This window comes from Macellibacteroides fermentans (genome assembly GCF_013409575.1).
In the GTDB taxonomy this organism is placed as follows: Bacteria; Bacteroidota; Bacteroidia; order Bacteroidales; family Tannerellaceae; genus Macellibacteroides; species Macellibacteroides fermentans.
The window spans coordinates 999,140-1,018,779 of the sequence record NZ_JACCCY010000001.1; the positions used below are offsets into that span (position 1 = coordinate 999,140).

20 protein-coding genes are annotated in these 19,640 nt (G+C 38.2%); 11 read left to right on the forward strand and 9 right to left on the reverse strand.

Features of this window, described 5'->3' with window-relative positions; all coding sequences use genetic code 11:
* Nucleotides 1-23 precede the first annotated feature (23 nt).
* Nucleotides 24-1,157, reverse strand: coding sequence for a FecR family protein (locus F5613_RS04215; protein ID WP_179398787.1), 1,134 nt, complete (start codon nt 1,155-1,157; stop codon nt 24-26).
* 82 nt (nt 1,158-1,239) lie between these two features.
* Nucleotides 1,240-1,824, reverse strand: coding sequence for an RNA polymerase sigma factor (locus F5613_RS04220; protein WP_179398788.1), 585 nt, complete (start codon nt 1,822-1,824; stop codon nt 1,240-1,242).
* A gap of 569 nt (nt 1,825-2,393) precedes the next feature.
* On the opposite strand from F5613_RS04220, the gene F5613_RS04225 reads away from it, so the two are divergent.
* Together F5613_RS04225 and F5613_RS04230 are read left to right on the forward strand one after the other, a co-directional pair.
* Nucleotides 2,394-3,662, forward strand: coding sequence for an MBL fold metallo-hydrolase (locus F5613_RS04225; RefSeq protein ID WP_179398789.1), 1,269 nt, complete (start codon nt 2,394-2,396; stop codon nt 3,660-3,662).
* Nucleotides 3,662-3,895 carry a hypothetical protein gene (locus tag F5613_RS04230; protein ID WP_068186961.1) on the forward strand — a complete coding sequence of 78 codons (234 nt, stop codon included), beginning with the start codon at nt 3,662-3,664 and terminating at the stop codon, nt 3,893-3,895. Before F5613_RS04225 ends, F5613_RS04230 begins: the two co-directional genes overlap by 1 nt.
* 72 nt (nt 3,896-3,967) lie before the next feature.
* On the opposite strand, the gene F5613_RS04235 is transcribed toward F5613_RS04230, so the two are convergent.
* Nucleotides 3,968-4,945 carry an IS982 family transposase gene (locus tag F5613_RS04235; RefSeq protein ID WP_068187292.1) on the reverse strand — a complete coding sequence of 326 codons (978 nt, stop codon included), beginning with the start codon at nt 4,943-4,945 and terminating at the stop codon, nt 3,968-3,970.
* 44 nt (nt 4,946-4,989) lie between these two features.
* Complete coding sequence (locus tag F5613_RS04240) at nt 4,990-5,871, reverse strand: helix-turn-helix domain-containing protein (RefSeq protein ID WP_179398790.1); 882 nt, start codon at nt 5,869-5,871, stop codon at nt 4,990-4,992.
* Between the two features lie 107 nt (nt 5,872-5,978).
* Between F5613_RS04240 and F5613_RS04245 the strand changes: the two genes are divergently transcribed.
* The 5 genes from F5613_RS04245 (at nt 5,979) to F5613_RS04265 (ending at nt 11,394) form a co-directional block, all read left to right on the forward strand.
* Nucleotides 5,979-6,236, forward strand: coding sequence for a M24 family metallopeptidase (locus tag F5613_RS04245; protein ID WP_068187288.1), 258 nt, complete (start codon nt 5,979-5,981; stop codon nt 6,234-6,236).
* 264 nt (nt 6,237-6,500) lie between these two features.
* Nucleotides 6,501-7,241: a hypothetical protein gene (locus F5613_RS04250; protein WP_179398791.1), complete on the forward strand. Its 741-nt coding sequence runs from the start codon at nt 6,501-6,503 to the stop codon at nt 7,239-7,241.
* Nucleotides 7,242-7,276: 35 nt separating this feature from the next.
* Nucleotides 7,277-8,635, forward strand: coding sequence for a TolC family protein (locus F5613_RS04255; RefSeq protein ID WP_068187284.1), 1,359 nt, complete (start codon nt 7,277-7,279; stop codon nt 8,633-8,635).
* A 27-nt stretch (nt 8,636-8,662) separates the two neighbouring features.
* On the forward strand, nt 8,663-9,742 hold the full coding sequence (locus F5613_RS04260; RefSeq protein ID WP_179398792.1) for an HlyD family secretion protein: 1,080 nt from the start codon (nt 8,663-8,665) through the stop codon (nt 9,740-9,742).
* Complete coding sequence (locus F5613_RS04265; RefSeq protein WP_179398793.1) at nt 9,739-11,394, forward strand: MFS transporter; 1,656 nt, start codon at nt 9,739-9,741, stop codon at nt 11,392-11,394. Before F5613_RS04260 ends, F5613_RS04265 begins: the two co-directional genes overlap by 4 nt.
* Here F5613_RS04265 and F5613_RS04270 read toward each other — a convergent pair.
* From F5613_RS04270 to F5613_RS04290, 5 genes are all read right to left on the reverse strand, one after another.
* Complete coding sequence (locus F5613_RS04270; RefSeq protein ID WP_068187278.1) at nt 11,387-12,253, reverse strand: helix-turn-helix domain-containing protein; 867 nt, start codon at nt 12,251-12,253, stop codon at nt 11,387-11,389. The genes F5613_RS04265 and F5613_RS04270 overlap by 8 nt on opposite strands.
* Before the next feature lie 545 nt (nt 12,254-12,798).
* The gene (locus tag F5613_RS04275; RefSeq protein ID WP_068187292.1) at nt 12,799-13,776 is read right to left on the reverse strand and encodes an IS982 family transposase; all 978 of its coding nucleotides are present in this window, start codon (nt 13,774-13,776) and stop codon (nt 12,799-12,801) included.
* A 341-nt stretch (nt 13,777-14,117) separates the two neighbouring features.
* The gene (locus F5613_RS04280; RefSeq protein ID WP_179398794.1) at nt 14,118-14,411 is read right to left on the reverse strand and encodes a hypothetical protein; all 294 of its coding nucleotides are present in this window, start codon (nt 14,409-14,411) and stop codon (nt 14,118-14,120) included.
* Nucleotides 14,412-14,601: 190 nt separating this feature from the next.
* Nucleotides 14,602-15,063 carry a glucosaminidase domain-containing protein gene (locus F5613_RS04285; protein ID WP_179398795.1) on the reverse strand — a complete coding sequence of 154 codons (462 nt, stop codon included), beginning with the start codon at nt 15,061-15,063 and terminating at the stop codon, nt 14,602-14,604.
* 100 nt (nt 15,064-15,163) lie between these two features.
* Complete coding sequence (locus F5613_RS04290; RefSeq protein ID WP_246303332.1) at nt 15,164-15,787, reverse strand: HU family DNA-binding protein; 624 nt, start codon at nt 15,785-15,787, stop codon at nt 15,164-15,166.
* Between the two features lie 169 nt (nt 15,788-15,956).
* Between F5613_RS04290 and F5613_RS04295 the strand changes: the two genes are divergently transcribed.
* The 4 genes from F5613_RS04295 to F5613_RS04310 all read left to right on the forward strand — a co-directional run bounded on the left by F5613_RS04295 (nt 15,957) and on the right by F5613_RS04310 (nt 19,637).
* Nucleotides 15,957-16,181, forward strand: a complete 225-nt coding sequence (locus F5613_RS04295) for a DUF4248 domain-containing protein (RefSeq protein WP_079682895.1) — start codon at nt 15,957-15,959, stop codon at nt 16,179-16,181.
* Nucleotides 16,182-16,561: 380 nt separating this feature from the next.
* Nucleotides 16,562-17,080 (forward strand): hypothetical protein, encoded by a 519-nt coding sequence (locus tag F5613_RS04300; protein WP_179398796.1) that lies wholly within the window; start codon nt 16,562-16,564, stop codon nt 17,078-17,080.
* Between the two features lie 518 nt (nt 17,081-17,598).
* Complete coding sequence (locus tag F5613_RS04305; RefSeq protein ID WP_179398797.1) at nt 17,599-18,159, forward strand: hypothetical protein; 561 nt, start codon at nt 17,599-17,601, stop codon at nt 18,157-18,159.
* A gap of 143 nt (nt 18,160-18,302) precedes the next feature.
* Nucleotides 18,303-19,637, forward strand: a complete 1,335-nt coding sequence (locus F5613_RS04310; RefSeq protein ID WP_179398798.1) for a replicative DNA helicase — start codon at nt 18,303-18,305, stop codon at nt 19,635-19,637.
* Nucleotides 19,638-19,640 lie beyond the last annotated feature (3 nt).

Sequence of the window (19,640 nt, forward strand, 5' to 3'; positions counted from 1 at the left end):
TTAAATTAATACTGGATTTAGAATTATTTATTAACAGTTAACTGATACATATTTGATCGATTCAAATGATTGTCGGGAACAAGAATTGACATTAATACATCCAAAGTCTCCTCCGGAGTATTTTTAAGATTTAAGTTTCCTGTTACCTGATATGTGAGATATTTCGGGTTTTTCAGATTAACATTGATATTGTATATTTTCTCTAATTTTCTTAATACAGACTCCATTCTCTCTTCTTTGAAGCGTAGGCGTCCATCTTTCCATGAAATATAGTCAGCCACATCTACTTTCCTTATCTGTTCAGTTCGGGTACTTTCAGAATATACATAGTATTGGTTGGGCTCAATTTCAATTTGTCTTTCATTGCCATTTAATGCAATACGTCCATTAACAAGCACTGTCTCGAACTTTTTGGATTCTTTATCCACGGACACATTAAATTGTGTACCTAAAACCTCGATGGTTTTATAAGCCGTTTTAACCTGAAATTTGATGTCTTTCGACTTACGGACATCAAAATAAGCTTCGCCGTCCAGGTAGACTTCACGAACAGATCCGCTAAATTCGGAAGGGTAAATTAATGTTGAACCCGCATTTAAAAAGACCAGGGTACCATCGGCTAAGATAAGTTTGGATCGTTTACCATATGGAATATGAAGCGTATTGAGCACTTTGGAATCTGTATCCTTTTCAATTTGAAGCGTATCATTAACAATGATAGCTGCTTTTTTCTGATAATCCACATCGGCTGTTTCGTCGGCTAGTTTCAGTTTCGTGTCTGAACCTTGCATCAACGTAATCTCTTTTCCGGAAGGAATATTTTTTAACAGAGCTTCGTAATCGTATTCGGGAGTGCGATTAAAATAGGGATAAACAAAAACAAACAGCAGAATAGCAGCTGCACACGATGCGATCGTTGCGATCGCCCCATACCAATTCCGGCGGATACGTGGGGCTTTAACCTGATGCATGATGGAGCGTACGCAGGCTTCATTTAGCTCTGTCGTTTTATCCATTTCGATAGCGGTCCAAAGAGATTGCAAACGAACAAACGCAGCCTTGTTTTCTTCGGACTGCTCAATCCATTGCAAAACCAATCTGGCCTCTTCACCTTCACATTTCCGTTCTAAAAATCGAATAAGTAACTTCTCTTCCATCTATACATTCTTTTTCTCTATACAGAAGAACAGTTTATTTGAGTTTTACCCTAGTGAAAAAATTAAAAAAATTCACTTTTTTTTAAATAATAAATCGAATAAGAAAAATCCAGATCCAGTATTCCTGGGGAAGTTCCTCTTTTAGAATCTGTAAAGCTTTGGAAATGTGATACTCTACTGTTTTCTGGGATATGTTTTTTGTTTCAGCGATTTGTTGATTTTTTAAACCATCGTAGCGGCTCAGCATAAAAATCTCCCGTGTTTTATCCGGTAATTTGCTTAAGGCCCTTTCAATGGCTTTATGAAGATCTTCCGATTCTACAATCTGCGAAGCCTCGTCTTGCAACACATACAGATTGGCCCGCTGATAAATTGTCTCGTCGTCTATCTCTTCAATATATAACTGACGGATGCGGGTCTGCTCCAATAAATTAAGGCACTTGTTTCGCAGCACCACCATCAGGTAAGTAATCAGATTTGTGTTATCTTTTAAGATTGCACGGTTGTTCCATAATACCAGGAAAGTATCCTGAACCAGCTCCTGCGATGTCTCATTATTTTGCGTATAAATCAAGGCAAATTTAAACATACGAGGCCAGTATTCGCGCACAATCTGCTCGAACACCTTTTCATTTCCATCCTGTAATTGCTTAATAATCAAATTCATTGAACACGATTCAAATTACAAATAGTTGATCTTAAAATTAAAGCAGAAAACTTACCACTACAATCTGAGGGACACACTCCCTTTACAACCATAGGAATGTTTATAATGCGGCAAAGATAAAGAATAAAACAAAAATTCACCTAACAAATGTGAATCTTATGCTAAATACCCATTTAAAAAGCGCATAGACCTTAGAGTGTTTTAGGTTCAAAGATTTACTATTATTATAATATTTATACCACAGAAAAGCACTAACTTTTGGGCAAAATAAACTATGGGTGCAAACAGTTCTTACAAAAGAAGACCGCATAGATATACTTGACCGTGAATGATAATATTAGAAAAAACATATAAATATGGAAATAAATCAGATAAGTGCCGAAGTCTCTGGACATAGACGTTGTGACGATTATGCCCCAAGGAACAAGTGAGGAATTTTGTGATGTGGACATACCGTTAGACGAGCTTGACACTACGCTTCATTGCCACTCATTATATTATTATGATGATGTGTTTCAAAAGGACGAGACATTTATATTTTCAGGAACTTATCCAAATCAACTTAGAAAGTGGAAATAATCATTCATCGCGGAGCAACTCAGATAGGTGGCTCTGTAACAGAATACAGGTACAACGGCTGGCGGCTGTTTGTTGATTTCGGAGAACAGTTGCCGGGTACTCCTGTCTACGTGCAGCTTGATATGGAAGGACTTACTAAAGGCGATCTTTCAAAGAGTGCCATGCTCATCACGCACTATCATGGCGACCATATTGGCAACATTCATCAGATTCCCATGGAGATTCCTGTATTTATGGGTAAATTGGGAATTGAGATTCAGAAGATAACATCCAATCATCTGAAAGAGGTTGACCGAAAGCAAGCGTGTTTACTTGAACGCCTTAACAAGGCAATTCCTTTTGAGGCAGGTACGGCTTTTGAATTTGGACCATTCGAGATAATGCCGATAGTTATAGACCACTCTGCATTTGATGCCTGCGCTTTCAAAATTAAGACCGATGATACAAGTGTATTTCATACCGGTGATTTTCGCACACACGGATTTCGTAGTGGAAAATTCCTTAAAGCGATTGATAAATACATAGGAAAGGTTGATTATGTGATTTGCGAAGGCACAAATGTAAAGCGTTCGGATGCTGCTTTACAGTCAGAACACGATTTACAGAAACAACTGGAGGCGGAGTTTTGGCAGTATAAATTCAACATCGTTTATTTGTCCTCAACAAATATCGACCGTTTATTCTCGCTATATCATGCCGCATTACGGATTGGAATTCCCTTCATTGTTGATTCGCATCAAAAACGGATAATGGATGCAGTGGTCAAGAGCGACCATATTTGGGCAAAGTCAAGTCTCTATAAATATGGGAAATGTAAGCCTATGGTCTTGAAATATGACAAGGATAATCCGGGGGAACATCTTATTAGTGAGAAATTCATTGCTTTCCTTAAACAAAAAGGATATGTATTGATAGCCAGAAGCAACCCGCGATTCGACCATCTCATTGACAAAATGCCGGGTGAGTCCAAACAATGTTACCTCTCTATGTGGAACGGATATGTAAGCAATCCGGCATCGCCATCCTATAACAAAGAGCTTGCGGCAGCACTGGGAAAGGGATATCTTTATCGCCATACCAGCGGTCATTGCGATATGAAAAACCTTCGTAAGCTCTTTGTACAGCTTTCCCCCAAAGCGATCATTCCTATTCATACCGATGCACCGGAGGCATTTGCCAAACTCTTCAACGACCAATGGCCGGTACGCCTTCTGCAAGACGGCGATTTGTTTATCTTACACTCTAAGAAACTTTTCTGATGAAAATACTTCACATATCGGATCCTCTCGGACGACATGCAGAACTGACTAATCTGCCCGAAGATGAAGATAGAAACTACTTCTTGATTGAGATTCCGTGTCGGGTGGGGTTTGACAAAAAGAATGGTCCTACAAATGGTCCTTTAAATGGTCCTTTAACAGAGAAGGAGTTATCTGTTCTTTTTGAGATTTCAATTTTGGTTGATTTAGTAATATCAACCGTTTTAAGTTGATAAAATTGTTTTCGGCATACGGATATGACATAAATTTCCATTTCTACACATATAACTAACCCGTTGGCGGAATTAAATTAGTGCATATTTAATTTGTCCAATGGGTTTGTTATTAATCTTGTTTATATATTGAAGGATTGTAAGTGCACTAATTTTCCCCGTAATTCTGGTAAACAATCCTTCTGTTTGTTTTGCGTAATTTCTGATTATCATAAATTGATCGCATAATTGTGCAAAAAGCGTTTCAACCCTTTTCCTTGCTTTAGCAAATGGACTAAATACAGGTTTCCAATCTTTTTGATTCGACCGATATGGAACTTCCAACTTGATATTAGCTTTTTCAAATAAATCAAGTTGTATGGCTGCTCCAATATATCCACGATCACCGATGATGGTGCAATTCTGAAAGTTACACTTTACGTCTTTCAAATAATGAATGTCGTGAACACTCGCCTTTGTCAGGTCAAAAGAGTGTATGACACCGCTCAACCCACAGAGAGAATGTAATTTATATCCGTAATAATGTTTACCCTGTGAAGCACAATAGCCATAATTGGGAGCTTTATCATAATTATTCTTTCCCATTTTACAACGTTTTGACCTTATGGGACGACAGACTTCAATTGGCATAGAATCAATACAGAAAATAGCTTCTCCACCATCAACTTTTGATGCAATTCTTTCACGCACCTGATTACATAAGCCGATAGTGAGCTTCCTGCGATCATTATATTGACGACGGGATATGAGAGAAGAAAAATCATCTTTGTATTCATTTAATTTAGAAAACAAAAAGCTTTCACTATCTATACCTATTGATTCGGCAGCAAGGCTTAAACTGATCACTTCTAAGTCAGAGAACTTCGGGACGACTCCTCTGCGAGGTATATTCCCTTTTTCGTTTACTAAATCACCAGAAAACATCTTGCATATATCAAGAAATTTAGCGAATATTGCATATAAGTTGTGCATAATTGAGCTGTATATTAATAGTTTGATCACCATTAAAATACTAATAATCAATGATATGCACAACTTATTTCCTGACATTTTTTAGTGAATTAATTCCGCCAACGGGTAATAAATATAATATCTTATAAAGTTGTGAAGATAGATTTCTGATTAAAGTTTTCTGTAAATGGTACTTCTTTTCTTGAAATATATTCGACTGGAGTTTTCCCCGTAAAATCTTTAAATTCTTTGAGGAAATGGTTGTAGTCATAGTAACCATTAGCTATTGCTACATTCAACAGATCATCTGGTTCAGCATGTAAGTTTAGATATGCTGAGATGAATCGTTGTAATTGTATGTATTCTTTAGGAGTAAGCCCCATATACTTGGAGAAATTCCGCTCCAGCCATTTGTAACTGGCCCCAATCTCTTTAATTACATTAGCTACGGAGATTTGTCCCTTAGTTTGATTGATTAGCTCAACAGCAGAATTTAATAAACCTATTCTGTCCTTTGTTGTAATTAGGCTCTTTATGTATAATTCGACTACAGTAATCTTGTTATCAATGGAATCTGTGGCAAATACTTGATTAAGTAACTCTCTATCAAAATTTATCTCCGTAAATGTTGCAATATTCCTGCATTTGAAAAAAGAAGGCTGTAAGTTGAACAGTTTATGAAAATATTCAGGTTTAAATCTTATAATCAGAATATAGTCTAAGTCTTCAAGATATCTCACATAGACTTTCTTCATTACACCTGCATCAATCCAACCCGATTTCACAATGTTTTCTTTACCATCAATATTAATGCGAGCCTTATTGTTTCTATCAGGAAATAGCATAATTGAAGGGGAGCCATCATTAAAAATCCAATGATCTGTTTTATTATCAATATCATAAAACAAATAGAAACCTTCGATATAGTCAATACATACCTCCGATGGAGATTTCCTGATCCAGTATTCTCCATTAGAAGATATTCTTTCCTGTTGAATAATTTCTTTTAAAAAGTTGATTGGCATAATGGGTACAAAGATATGCATAATGTTCAACGACAATGAGTTTACGATATGTCTAATTTATACTATGACCGGATTTTTCTTAGTTATAACTTTGCATTAAAAATGATATGATAGTACAGACAGATGAAGATTTGAATGGTATTCAAGAAATTAGTGACATTGTTGCCATCACATTGAAACAAATGAGAGAATATGCCAGAATAGGTATGACTACAAAAGAATTGGATAATTATGGAGCAGGAATACTTAAAAGTTATGGAGCTAAATCAGCTCCATTTGTAACATATAAGTTCCCGGGATGGACTTGCATAAGTATTAATAATGAAATGGCACACGGTATTTCTTCCTCAAGAATCTGTATATAAGGATAAGTAAGATTGTCAATGCTTATATCAATAAATACTTTTCTTACAATTTAAAATTTACCTTAAGTCTAGGTTATGAACACACTACAATATTAGAAGACAATAAAGACTATTCAATAAACATTAAACATTGTCGATTTTCTATTATTCTCTATGTCAATCCCTATTGTATTTTGATGAGAATTGGAATAGTTTTAAGGAAAAATAGATCAGTAGTTTAACTCTGAATCATTATTTCTTTGCATTTAGAAAAATGATTTGCAGATGTATATAAATGCTATCGGATATTACAGAAGAGAAGATTGCTTGAAAAACAATATCAAGCACGAAATGCAGACTCGGGAAGAAGACATCCGATCTTACCACAATGCGATAATCCATTCGTTGCCACACCTTCCATATGATCTGACAGCAATAGATCTGATCATATTCATGTCGGATACAGGAGCCGATGAGATCCTCTGTTTTATAAAAAAAGAGTTTAAATCATTGAATATAAATATATTAACAGCACTTTCAGACTCCACCATAATCAATTCTATTGAATTGATTAATTCATATTTTTTATCGAAGTTGTCAAACAAAGCATTACTGATTTACGTAGCAGAAGAGGTTGTCACTTGTTTCTTCTCGAATGAAAAGGTTGCAGCGAAAGAAGGTCGGGTGATCAGTATTTCTCATGCCCCTATCGAGCACAAACGATCAAGATTTTTATACATGAGTTATGCCAATTCGATGTTGGAAATGAATGGATACTTTCTTTCCGATTTATCTTACTTAATATTTAATGATTCGACGGATAAAGTAATCAGAAATGCCATTAATTCTTTAAATATTCCGGAAGATAAGGTTTTAGTAAATACAGATAAACCAATAAGTAAACCCATTGACTCATTTTTAGCTTTAGCCCAAAACTATAAAAACTTTAAAACAAATGATCTTATTTATATCCTCGTTTTCAGGGAGCGTATCCTCATGGGTTCGTTCCTGTTGGAAATAGAATAAACATTATATTTTGAAATATGCATAGAATAAAAAATATGAAAAGATTATCACTATTTATTGTTACCACACTATTCTTCAATACATTTATTATGGCACAAGATAATATACTAACGCTGGATGAATGTATTAGGATAGGAATAGAGAATAACTTGTTGCTTAAAAGCCAATCGGAAGAAATCCGAAAAGCCGGCTACGAACACTCCGCAAGCCGGACCAAATTATTACCTGTAATCAACGGCTTTGGAAATTTTACAAATAATGTAGATGTAGGTACCAGTGTTACTGATGGATCCCGGATGGGAACCATGTTAGGGATAGATATGCCCTATATGACAACACAAGGCTTGAGATACAATACCTCGGTAGGGGCACAACTCTCAATGCCTTTATATAACCAAACCCTCTATACCAGTATCTCTATAGCTGAAAAGATGAAAGAACTGACACACTATTCATACGAAAAGGCGAAAGAAGATATTACCATCGAAATATGCAAAATATATTATTTGGCACAAACAACTGTTGAGCAAATCCGGCTGACGGATGAAAATATAGATCGCCTGAAAGCATTGGCCGATATAACCCGTGCCTTCTTTGACAACGGTATGGCGATGGATGTGGATCTGAAACGTGTTAATATCAATATAGAGAACCTAACCGTACAGCGCGAAAATGCAAAAGCAATGTACCAACAGCAACTGAATTTACTGAAATATATATTGGATCTGCCTTTAGAGTCTGATTTTGGACTCGTATATGTCAGTGCTGACGAAATGACTGTGCCTGAATTGTCCGGTTTATCGAAAGATCTGAACGAGTTTAAAATACTCTACTCACAAAAAAATATAGTCGAAAAACAAAAGAAAGCTATTAATCAGGGCTACATTCCCACATTATCATTAGTGGGGCAGTTATCCTATACGAACTATACCGATCATTTTGATAATTATTTCCATTCCAATAGCTCTAACAGCCTGAATAAATGGTACAATTCTTTTTATTGGGGCGTATCTCTCAATATCCCGATTTTTGACGGATTCAGCAAACGGATGAATCGAAAAAAAGCAAATTCGGACTATATAAAAATAAGATTTCAGATTGAAGATACGGAGAAAAAAATGCAAACACAATATGATAATACAATTAATGACTGGCTGAATAATTATAGGAATTACACCAAACAAAAAGACAATTATTCGTTGGCCGGGGATGTATATAAAGTTACAGCCGACAGATATAAAGAAGGAATAGTATCGATGACTGAACTATTGCAGGATGAGATGAGGCTGACCGATGCGCAGAATAACTTTATCAATGCACATTATAGTTGTAGGATTACCGAGTTGCAGCTGTTGAAGTTGACAGGCAAGCTGGACGAGCTTTCAATCAAATAAATTCCGTTTAATATAAAAAAAAATCATATGTCAGAATCAAGCAATCATAAAAAAGAATTGAGGAAATTAAGGATATTACGTACCACCCGTTGGTTTCTGAGTGCAATAGGATTAGTTATTATAGCCGTGGGAATCTATTTTGCAATTGATTTATTTCTCAATTTTAAAAGTAATGAGGTAACAAATGATGCTCAGGTAGAGCAATATGTTTCTCCCATCAATGTAAAAGTTCCCGGATATATCCATAAAATTTATTTTACCGAACATCAGTTTGTAAAAAAAGGAGATACGCTGCTTGTCATAGACGATCGCGAATACCAAATAAGGCTAAAAGAAGCCGAAGCATCTTTGCAAGATGCAATGGCAGGTTCACAAGTTATAGATGCCAGTGTAAATACATCGAAAAGTAATATTATTGTTTTCGATTCTAACATCGAAGAAACGGAAGCAAGGTTGAGAAAATTAGAAACCGATTATACGAGGTATCAGAATCTATTGTCTCGGAATGCAACTACACCGATACAAGTAGAACAAATAAAAACAGATTTAGATGCTACAACTGCCCGTTTGAATGCACTCAAACAACAGAAAAGGACAGCAGAATCGTCGTCCGACGAAGTGCAGAAACGCAGAGGAAACTCAGAGGCTTCCATTCTGCGCGCTTCGGCGGCATTGGACATGGCTAAGCTCAACCTGTCATATACCGTTATAACTGCTCCCTGTGACGGATTTTTAGGACGCAGGGCATTGAAGGAAGGACAATTAGTCAATGCAGGACAAAACATGACATACATCATTCCCAATACCCAAAAGTGGATAGTGGCAAACTTTAAAGAAACACAAGTTAAGAATCTGTATATAGGACAAGAGGTGATTATTATGATTGATGCATTTGACAAGAAAGAGTTCAAAGGAAAAGTTACAGAAATATCCAATGCCACCGGAGCAAAATATTCGCTGGTGCCGGCTGATAATTCAACGGGTAATTTCGTAAAAATACAACAGCGGATTCCGATACGTATCGAATTTGAGAATCTGTCGTCCGAAGATAATATGAAGTTAGCCGCCGGAATGATGGCCGTAGTAAATGCAAAAGTGAAAAAATGAAAAGATCGAATTTCCCTTTTCATAGCTGGGTTCCTAAACCGCTGGGCATATTTATTTATATTCTCATGTTTGTCCCCGCTTTATTTATCAGTGGAGCTTACACAAGTAATGTAGGCGAAATGGTAGGCAGCCTGGGCATCATGACCGAACATATACAGTATGCCAATTTTGCCACAGCCGTGGGGATGGTTGTTTTTACGCCGTTCACAATTCTGTTTCTGGAAATAAGGCGCTCCAAAATGACTTATCTGTTGGGACTGACGGTTTTGGTTATAATAAGTTATATCTGTGCCCAAACAACTTCGATACCAATGCTTATGATATGTAGTTTTTTTACAGGATTCATCCGTATAATACTTATATTCAATACATTGTTCGGTCTGCTGGGCTATATAGCGGGAAGAGACATCGTACCATTACTGAAACCTTCGACAGAGCAGAGACCTGAAGAAATGGAAGAGAAATTCGAAAAAATAAAGGCGATGGCATTGCCTTTTTTATACTTGTTCTTTTTGACGGTAGGCCAGCTCGGCTCATTTGTTACTGCATGGTTAGCCTTTAGCTTTCAGTGGCAGTATGTGTACTATTTCATGATTGCAATAGCTCTTATTTGCCTCTTACTGGTAGAAGTCACCATGGTCTATCAGAAAAGAATAAAGCCCATACGCCTGACTCTGATTAAATTTGGAGATACCGTATGTGCCTCATTGTTATTATTATCATTTAGTTTCATTTTTATATATGGTAAAACACTGGATTGGTTCGATAGTCCGCTGATAAATTACTCTTTAATTATATTGTTTATATCTACCGGTGTATTTCTCATTTTAGAAATATATAGCAAGCGACCTTATTTAGACTTAAAGATATTCTCTTTCCGGAATGTCGTCATAGCATTGTCAGTGTTTATTATGCTCATGGTATTGAATTCCAGCTCGATGCTAGTGAGCACATTTGTCGGTATATCAATGAAAATCGATAATTGGCAAAATGCAGTATTAAGCAATTACAGTTTGGTGGGGTATGTGATTGGAGCCATAATTGCTTTTTTGATGGCAAAGTGGAATATGCACTTCAAATACATCTTTAGCATAGGTTTCCTGTGTATAACAATCGCTGCGGCATACATGTATTTTCAGGTACAAAGTATGGGATTATACGAAAATATGATTTTCCCTGTTATCATTCGTTCAGCAGGTATGCTTATTCTTTATGCTATGGCGGGTATATGGGGGATGCGCAAATTAAATATGGCGTACCTCACTACCTGGATATTTGTAATGCTGGCCTTTCGTTCGGTTATAGGACCGGTCTTAGGCACATCTTTATACACAAATACACTGAATGAAAAGCAGTTGTATTATGTCAGCCGATTGTCGCAAAATGTAGATATGCTTAATCCTGAAATTGCAGGAACGTTTACGCAAACCCAAATGGGCAGTATGCAACAAGGCAAAAGTGTAGAAGATGCTCAGATAATGGCGACACAATCGGTAAAAGGGCGGATACAGATCCAAGCCACTTTGGCGGCATTGAAAGAGATATCGGGTTGGACTATTTACGGTGGAGTTGCCTGTATCGTTGTCGTTCTTCTGATACCTTATTCACATCATAGGCAGGATAAGAAAAAGAAGAAGACAGAAATTAACTGATACGGTATTCTTTAGGTGTCATACCTGTATGTTTCTTGAAATATTTGGCAAAGAAAGACGGATTGGTGAAATTAAGTGTATCTGAGATTTGTAATATCGTTAAATCCGAATTCTTCAGTTGTGCTTTCGCATCTAAGATTACCGCTTCATTTATCAGATCCAGAGCAGACTTTCCTCTAACTTCTTTTATTGCAACACTTAGGTATTTGGCTGATATACATAATTTATCGGCATAGAAGGAGATTATTCTTTCTTCTCTGTAGTTCTTCAAGAGACATTGTATAAATTGATGGTATATCGTTTCCTTTCGGTTTCGTATTCCTTTGTCGTCACCGTGTTTACTGCTTTTTTTTAGTTTGATTTCCCATATCCGTAATAGTCCGTAAATGAGAGTTGACATCAGGCCTTGGATGACTTCTGTTGCAGGATTAGATTGCTGTCTTTCATATATCCTCTGAAATATCTTACAATAATCCAAGAATAAATCTCGGTCTGCTTTCGATTCGATATTTAATACGGGATTATCCATAATAGTAGATAAATGAGGCATTATCGACTGGATCAGGCCTATATTATTAATATATCCCGGTATCATGACCAGATAGTATGCATCGAATTCATCACTATAATTATTCATCTGAATGATGCTATTCGGGAAAACGGTGACTATCGATTCTTCAGTAATTGTGTAATTCTCCAAATTAATAGACATATCACATCTTCCTTTAAGGATAATCATAAATAGTCCGGCGTTTAATCTGGCGGGGTATTTATATTTCTCTATTTGCTCTTTATTCAGATTGGAATAAAAAGAAAACTCTTTGGGTAATACCACAGAGCGTATATTCTGAATTTTCATTATTAGAAATTTGAATTAATCATCAAAGATATATTTTCTTCTCATAATAATTTACATCAATTATGTAAAGAACCTTTGCATATACAAAATATATCCAGCAAAGAATAGAAACATCTAAATCAAAAATCGGAAATTAACTGCAAAATCAATAATAAGTAAAAGACAAAATTTAATGTCGTATTTTAAAATTATAACTAACAGAGCTATATTTGGATGGACCATAAATAGTTCTGCAGACTTAAAAATTAAAATATTTATATTTCCGCCTTTATATTATTTTTTTTTAATAAGTAGGAGCCTACTCCCGATAAGCTGTCCGGTTATAGCCAATCCTATAAAAAGCGGAATTGCTATTTTAGGTGTATCTAACCAAATTCGCAAAGGTATAATTAATGGTATGGAGGCGTGTATCATAACCCACCACATGATTGTCATTTTTTTGAATCGTGCCCGATACTTTCCAAGGATTATATTGATACTCAATGCTGAGACAGCAACAATTAATATATTCACTTTGATTTATTTTTGTAAACCCGTTGGCGGAATTAAATTAGTGCATATTTAATTTGTCCAATGGGTTTGTTATTAATCTTGTTTATATATTGAAGGATTGTAAGTGCACTAATTTTCCCCGTAATTCTGGTAAACAATCCTTCTGTTTGTTTTGCGTAATTTCTGATTATCATAAATTGATCGCATAATTGTGCAAAAAGCGTTTCAACCCTTTTCCTTGCTTTAGCAAATGGACTAAATACAGGTTTCCAATCTTTTTGATTCGACCGATATGGAACTTCCAACTTGATATTAGCTTTTTCAAATAAATCAAGTTGTATGGCTGCTCCAATATATCCACGATCACCGATGATGGTGCAATTCTGAAAGTTACACTTTACGTCTTTCAAATAATGAATGTCGTGAACACTCGCCTTTGTCAGGTCAAAAGAGTGTATGACACCGCTCAACCCACAGAGAGAATGTAATTTATATCCGTAATAATGTTTACCCTGTGAAGCACAATAGCCATAATTGGGAGCTTTATCATAATTATTCTTTCCCATTTTACAACGTTTTGACCTTATGGGACGACAGACTTCAATTGGCATAGAATCAATACAGAAAATAGCTTCTCCACCATCAACTTTTGATGCAATTCTTTCACGCACCTGATTACATAAGCCGATAGTGAGCTTCCTGCGATCATTATATTGACGACGGGATATGAGAGAAGAAAAATCATCTTTGTATTCATTTAATTTAGAAAACAAAAAGCTTTCACTATCTATACCTATTGATTCGGCAGCAAGGCTTAAACTGATCACTTCTAAGTCAGAGAACTTCGGGACGACTCCTCTGCGAGGTATATTCCCTTTTTCGTTTACTAAATCACCAGAAAACATCTTGCATATATCAAGAAATTTAGCGAATATTGCATATAAGTTGTGCATAATTGAGCTGTATATTAATAGTTTGATCACCATTAAAATACTAATAATCAATGATATGCACAACTTATTTCCTGACATTTTTTAGTGAATTAATTCCGCCAACGGGTATAACTAATATTTATATACAATAACCTTTGAATATTGAATAAATAACATTCAAACAAACTAAAATTGAAAAAAGTCCCACTCTCACGAGCCGGACTCTTCTTAAACTCTCCTTTATCTCTTAATATGTCAAAAAAACTAATTAAAAACACTAGAAATACCCATTGCAAATATAAGAGTTATTTTTCCTTTCGCAACTAATTATACAATGTTTCATAGCAGACTGTTTAATTTGGATAATCCATTTATTAAACTATTTGCGCGTTGCGCGAACATTTTTATATACGTAAATCCCCAGCCTGCTATGTTGGATTCTAAACCAGCAACTTATACAGGTAACTGGTTCCGGCAACTGCTATCAAACACCAGCCAAGCAGGTTGGCGGCTCCGTATTGCTCTGAGACACCGGGGTATCCGGTGGTGGCTTCTGACTGAGGGTTACAATTACACCCAGTGCAGCCAGGGCAATCTCCTTTTCTTCCATTACAAGTGCCAGGAGGATAAGGATCTTCAGGAACGTGAGGGTAGATTTTTTGCTGTTTCCTTTTCCGAAAAAAGCAGCTTGCCACTACCAAAATAAATTCAATGATCTGTTTTACTTGTTTCATCTTTCTGTTTGTTTTAAGGGGTTTGTATTGAGAATCGTTTGTTTAATGCTTAGGGAAGCACCATCCTGGAGACGGATCTATTTCCAAAACAGAACCTCTATTGATATTTGTATACTACCTAAATAGCAATGTATACCATCCGGTTCCTTTTTCAATAGGGTGTACCAATAATAAGTTAAGACTCTTGCGCTTACTCCGGAAACTGCAGCGCTATCAACCGGCTCATGGTGGCGGATAGCTTTACCAGCAGCATCTTGTAGTTTTGGCGGTTGTCGCCGTTTACCTCGCTGATGTAGCGGCTGTAGGCTATCTCCTGGGCATAGGCAGCAGGAACGTTGCTTACGTTGCAGGCAGAGGCATAGGATGAGCGCAGCAGGCGGGCCATATCCAGTATGCCGCTTCTGGCATCGGGGTAGCTCCGGTAGGTAAGTCCCTTTTCGCAAAGCTGCACTTTGGTGCCCGGCCAGAACTCGGACGGTTTGCCGAAGCCCGTCAAGCCACCGAAGTTAAAGTGCTCCTTACACAGCACCGACTCGCCCCATCCCGTTTCGATGGCGATCTGGGCCAGCAACACCACCGGGTTAATGCCATATTTTATTCCCGCCTCCTTTACCTGGGGGTAATAACTCTGTACAAATATTTCTTTCAACATATTGATATCTTGTTTGTTTCTAAATCTTGTAATTCAAAATTGAGATTTGTGCATACAAAATTGCACCCCCGGAACCTGCATCCGGGGGTGCAATGAAGAATTAATACACGTGCTCTTTGTCGCACTGCTCCGTTACGGTAACCGTAACCGTGGGCAATTTCTCGAACTTGGCGTTGTTGGTCACTTCGCGCAACAGGATACCCGGCTTGAAGATAATACGCGGTTTTTTGAACATCGAAGTGTTGAACTCCTCTTCCGTTGAAGCTCCTACAGAGCCGGCTACCATGCGAAAATTTCCAAAATTGCCCATGCTCACAACCGTTCCAGCCTGCAGCCTCTCAGTAAGAATATAGATCAGCCCTTCCAGCACCAGCATCACGTCGCCGCGTGATGCGGTACTGTGTGCAGCGATTGCGTCGCACAATTTGTTCAGGTCCATTTTCGAAGTGGTACGAGTGGATCCGTATACCAGTTTACTACCTACAGGAGCGTCTTTCTCCATGTTTCTGCGCTTGATTAAAGAATAAGATAATGCCATACTTGTTTTGTTTTTTAAGGGTTTATAAAACTTGTTTTCGTTACGTAACAATGCAAATGTACGACCAGCACATCCCCGTTTGGCGCGGTTTGTCCGCCAACGTCCCGATAGGGCGCGATAACGCGCGATGTTTCCCGATAGCTTACAAACAGCTTCACGAAAACCTCCCGAACAAGTAAAAATCATGACACTTACAAGTTATTTTTATGCGAAAAATGTTTGGTTATATGGAAAGATAGGAGTATATTTGATTATTATTTAATTATTGAATTTAATTCACTTTAAATCTGATTTTTACTATGAAAAGTAAGCTTTTTAATCAAAACTATATAACTTCAAATACATCAATATACAGATGAAAGACCAATCCCTACCCATCCATCCCTACGGGTGGAACGAGCTGGCGCAATTATATTCGCCCGCTTTGAGCAGTTCGGCACAGAATAAACAGCTGCTCCGGTGGATACAGAACCACCCCCAACTACGTGACGAACTGGCCCGCGAAGGCTGGGTGAAGGGAACCCGAAGGCTCACTTCCATGCAGGTACGAATCATTGTAGCCTATCTGGGAGAACCATGAGCCTGCCCCCGAAAAGGGGGCCTCCGGCAATTCCCTGTTATCCTCAAAACAAAGCGGTAACAGCGTAAAATCTCAGGTGTGAACAACCAATTTTTCAGGTACTTTTTGAGTAAAATGTCATAACATTTTAAACAAAAAGAGTATACATTTTTGTCAAAATGTACCTGCAAATTTTGTCCTTAACAGAACCGTTTTCACACCGAAGTTCCGACCTGTTTCGCCTCATTTAAAGTTAAGTTATAACTCTAAAAGACACAACAACGCTACCAATGGGCAGCTATTTTAAAACCATGTATAACACTCACAATAAATCACTTGCAAAATTCATATAAGCAAGTAAGAGTTGTCAGTTACATGTTAATCTTTGAAATTTACAAACCATGATTATTGAAATTGATTTTCTCAACGATCAAAAAAAATATGTTGAGCAAATTTGCGGTACTAAGAACATTACGTTCAAACGTTTTTACGATGTAGTTTCCACCTTCGAAGACGAGATGGATATAGTCTGTTCGATTACCAACCTGGTAAGCAACGAAGAAGTAAGAAATTCACGCAGATGGAAAACCTTTTGCCGGCTGTTTGACGAAACCTACAAAGAGCGAATCCGGCTATTTTGGATACTTAAACATACCGAAACCGAGAGTATGATTATTAAACCGGAATGCAAAAAGATGCTTATCCTGTTCATTGCCTCGTTATGGAAATTAAAACTATTCAACAACGGTTCGGTTGATCAGTTAATCCATACCTGCAACGAATACTTTGACCTTCGGATCGACAAAGAAAAGATCAAACAAGAATTCTACAAATTAGATGTTTCTATGGCTGAAATGGTTGTTCAAGCGATGAATTCGGTGATTGAAAAAAACAAATTTAAGCTAAAACTCGACGAATAGTATGTTAAGAAACATGTTTTAGCGATATTATCAGTTAATTCAACAACGGATTTTTGCCTGAAAAACGACTTTTTTAGGCCTCTTAAAGACTGATAACTTGGAGATTAAACAGTCACTAAAGGGTCAAAAATCCGTTGTCATTTCAGCTTTTGTTTATGCCGAAATGCAATTTTAACTTTGCAGCTGTGATTATTTACAAGCCAAAATTTGTTGAATCACACAACGAAATGCGAAACAAATCTCCTCCGCTTTTGGATGCGATTTAACCAAAGCCCGGCCGGATGGCAAAACAAATCCGGAAAGACAATAGCGATTGTCTGAAGCATTTATCAGTAATGGAAAGTCTTTGAATTCCGGTTTTTTTTAAAAGAGTATTTGAATATGCATAATATATTTAAGAAGAAGGGGACATTCTTGGGGACATTTTTCCGCTGAAACCCGCTTCAATCCAAGAAAACATGGGGACATCCTTGGGGACAATTAATTAAAAAAACAAATGATTAACAAAAATCGATACGATGAAAAAGTTTTACACTATGGAAAATTTTCTGAAAAGCGGGTACTACAACATACCCCGTGTGATTGTGGATAACGAGCAGAGCAGCTGCGAAAAAACAGCACTCAGAGCAAGGATCCTCAGTTACTTCTACCAAAAAGTCTATTTTGCAAAGGGAGAAGTAACGTTCAACGGAAGGAGATATGTTTGTTTCAGAGGCGAATTTATAGCCAGACAAGTAGAACTGGCCGAATATTTCAATCTGGATCGCAAGCAATGGAACCGCATCATGACCGATTTCCAAAGTGAAAGCATACTGAAAATCGAACGCGTAAGGGGCGGATCCCGCTTCTCCATAGTGGGGTACGACTGCATTGTGGGTAAGAAAAGTGCCCAGTACAAGCAGGCAAACGGAGGTGATAAAGCAGCAGAAGAGGCAGCTCCTAAAGCCAAGAAGGCGAAACTGGGAGTCTCGGTAGAGAACTACTACCCCGAGCATCATGTAAAGGGTTGCTACATTCCAAAGCTGGAAATTGATTTAAGTAAAATACCTGAATTTCAGGACAAAAACACGGATAAGTAATTGCGAAAAAAACCATCTTCCGATGGATACTCTGCAGGTTGAATATCGGAAGGTAAATGTAAATAAAACAAAAACAGGAAAAAACGAAAGGCAGGGAGGCGCGACCAGGCAATTTGTTACTACTGAAACAAAACAGAATTATTATGAAAACAGAAAATATTGGATTCAAAAACGAACTCAGTTTCGTTTGTGCTCTCCTTACCGGAGCAGCCGAAAGCAGTCAGGTTTACCCACGCGTTACAGAAGAAATGCTTACAAGCCGCGAACTGGCTTTGATCTACAAAGGAATTATCGAGCTTTTCAACAAAGGGAAAGCCATGGACTACACCCTGTTGGAGCACGAGATGCGTGCCCTGGACCACGAGCTATATGCCGAGATGAACGGACTAAATTACGTGGGGGACGGACTTCTTTCTGTAGTGGACGATGTTCACGTTACCACCTATGCCGACCTGATTGTGGAAGAGTACCAACGTAACAGTCTGCGTCTGCTGGCTATGGAGATATCCGGCAAGTGCGGCAGCAGGGACATTCCGGTAGAGCAAATCCTACAGTTGGCAAACAGTAAGCTGGAAGAGATTGCCGGCATGGGTGTAAACAGCACCAGTACCCGACAGATCAGTGAAATCGGTCAGGAGGTGGTTGCCCGCCACACCCGATTGTTGGAGAATGGCGGTACTTCGGTAGGTTATTCCACCGGCCTTAAAGGAATGGACGATATTATGGGCGGCTTTATGAGGGGCGAGGTTACCATTGCTTCGGCGCTTACCTCCCACGGCAAAACGGCTATTTCTCTTTTCATGGCCGTTCAGATTGCTCTTAAAAAAATACCGGTTTATATCATCTCATTGGAGATGAGCATGGAACAGTTATACGGTCGTATCCTGATGTCCATGTCGGACATTTCGCCGGAGAACCTGCGTATGCACGGACTCACCGAAACAGAGATTGCCGTGGCCAAAAGCCTGAACGAAGATACGCTGCGGAAACTTCCCATCTACATCGATTACATTGCAGCAGCACGCCCCGAAGATATCCGCGCCAAAGTAAAGCTGGCACGCAAGCGCAAGCAATGTGACTTCCTGATTCTGGACTATATCAACCAGTTGGATACAGGCCATGCTCAAGGCGAGAACCTGGCTACATCACTGGGCCACGCCATGAAGCGCATCAAGGATCTGGCAGTAGAGGAAAACATCCCAGCCTTAGTTTTGGCACAGATGAACCGCGAGATTGAGAAGCGGAACGACAACTATAAGCACAAGCTGAGCGACCTGCGCGACTCCGGGGTGCTGGAGCAGGCGGCGGATGTGGTATTCTTTATCAACCGCCCCGAGCTGCAGGGCAATGGCAAAGGCGAAGATGGCGAATCCATGGTGGGTATCGGCACCATCAACATCCTGAAGAACCGTAACGGTGCCACCGGTACAACGAAGTTTCGCTATAATAACCACATGACCCGCATCTCCGACTATTAAGCA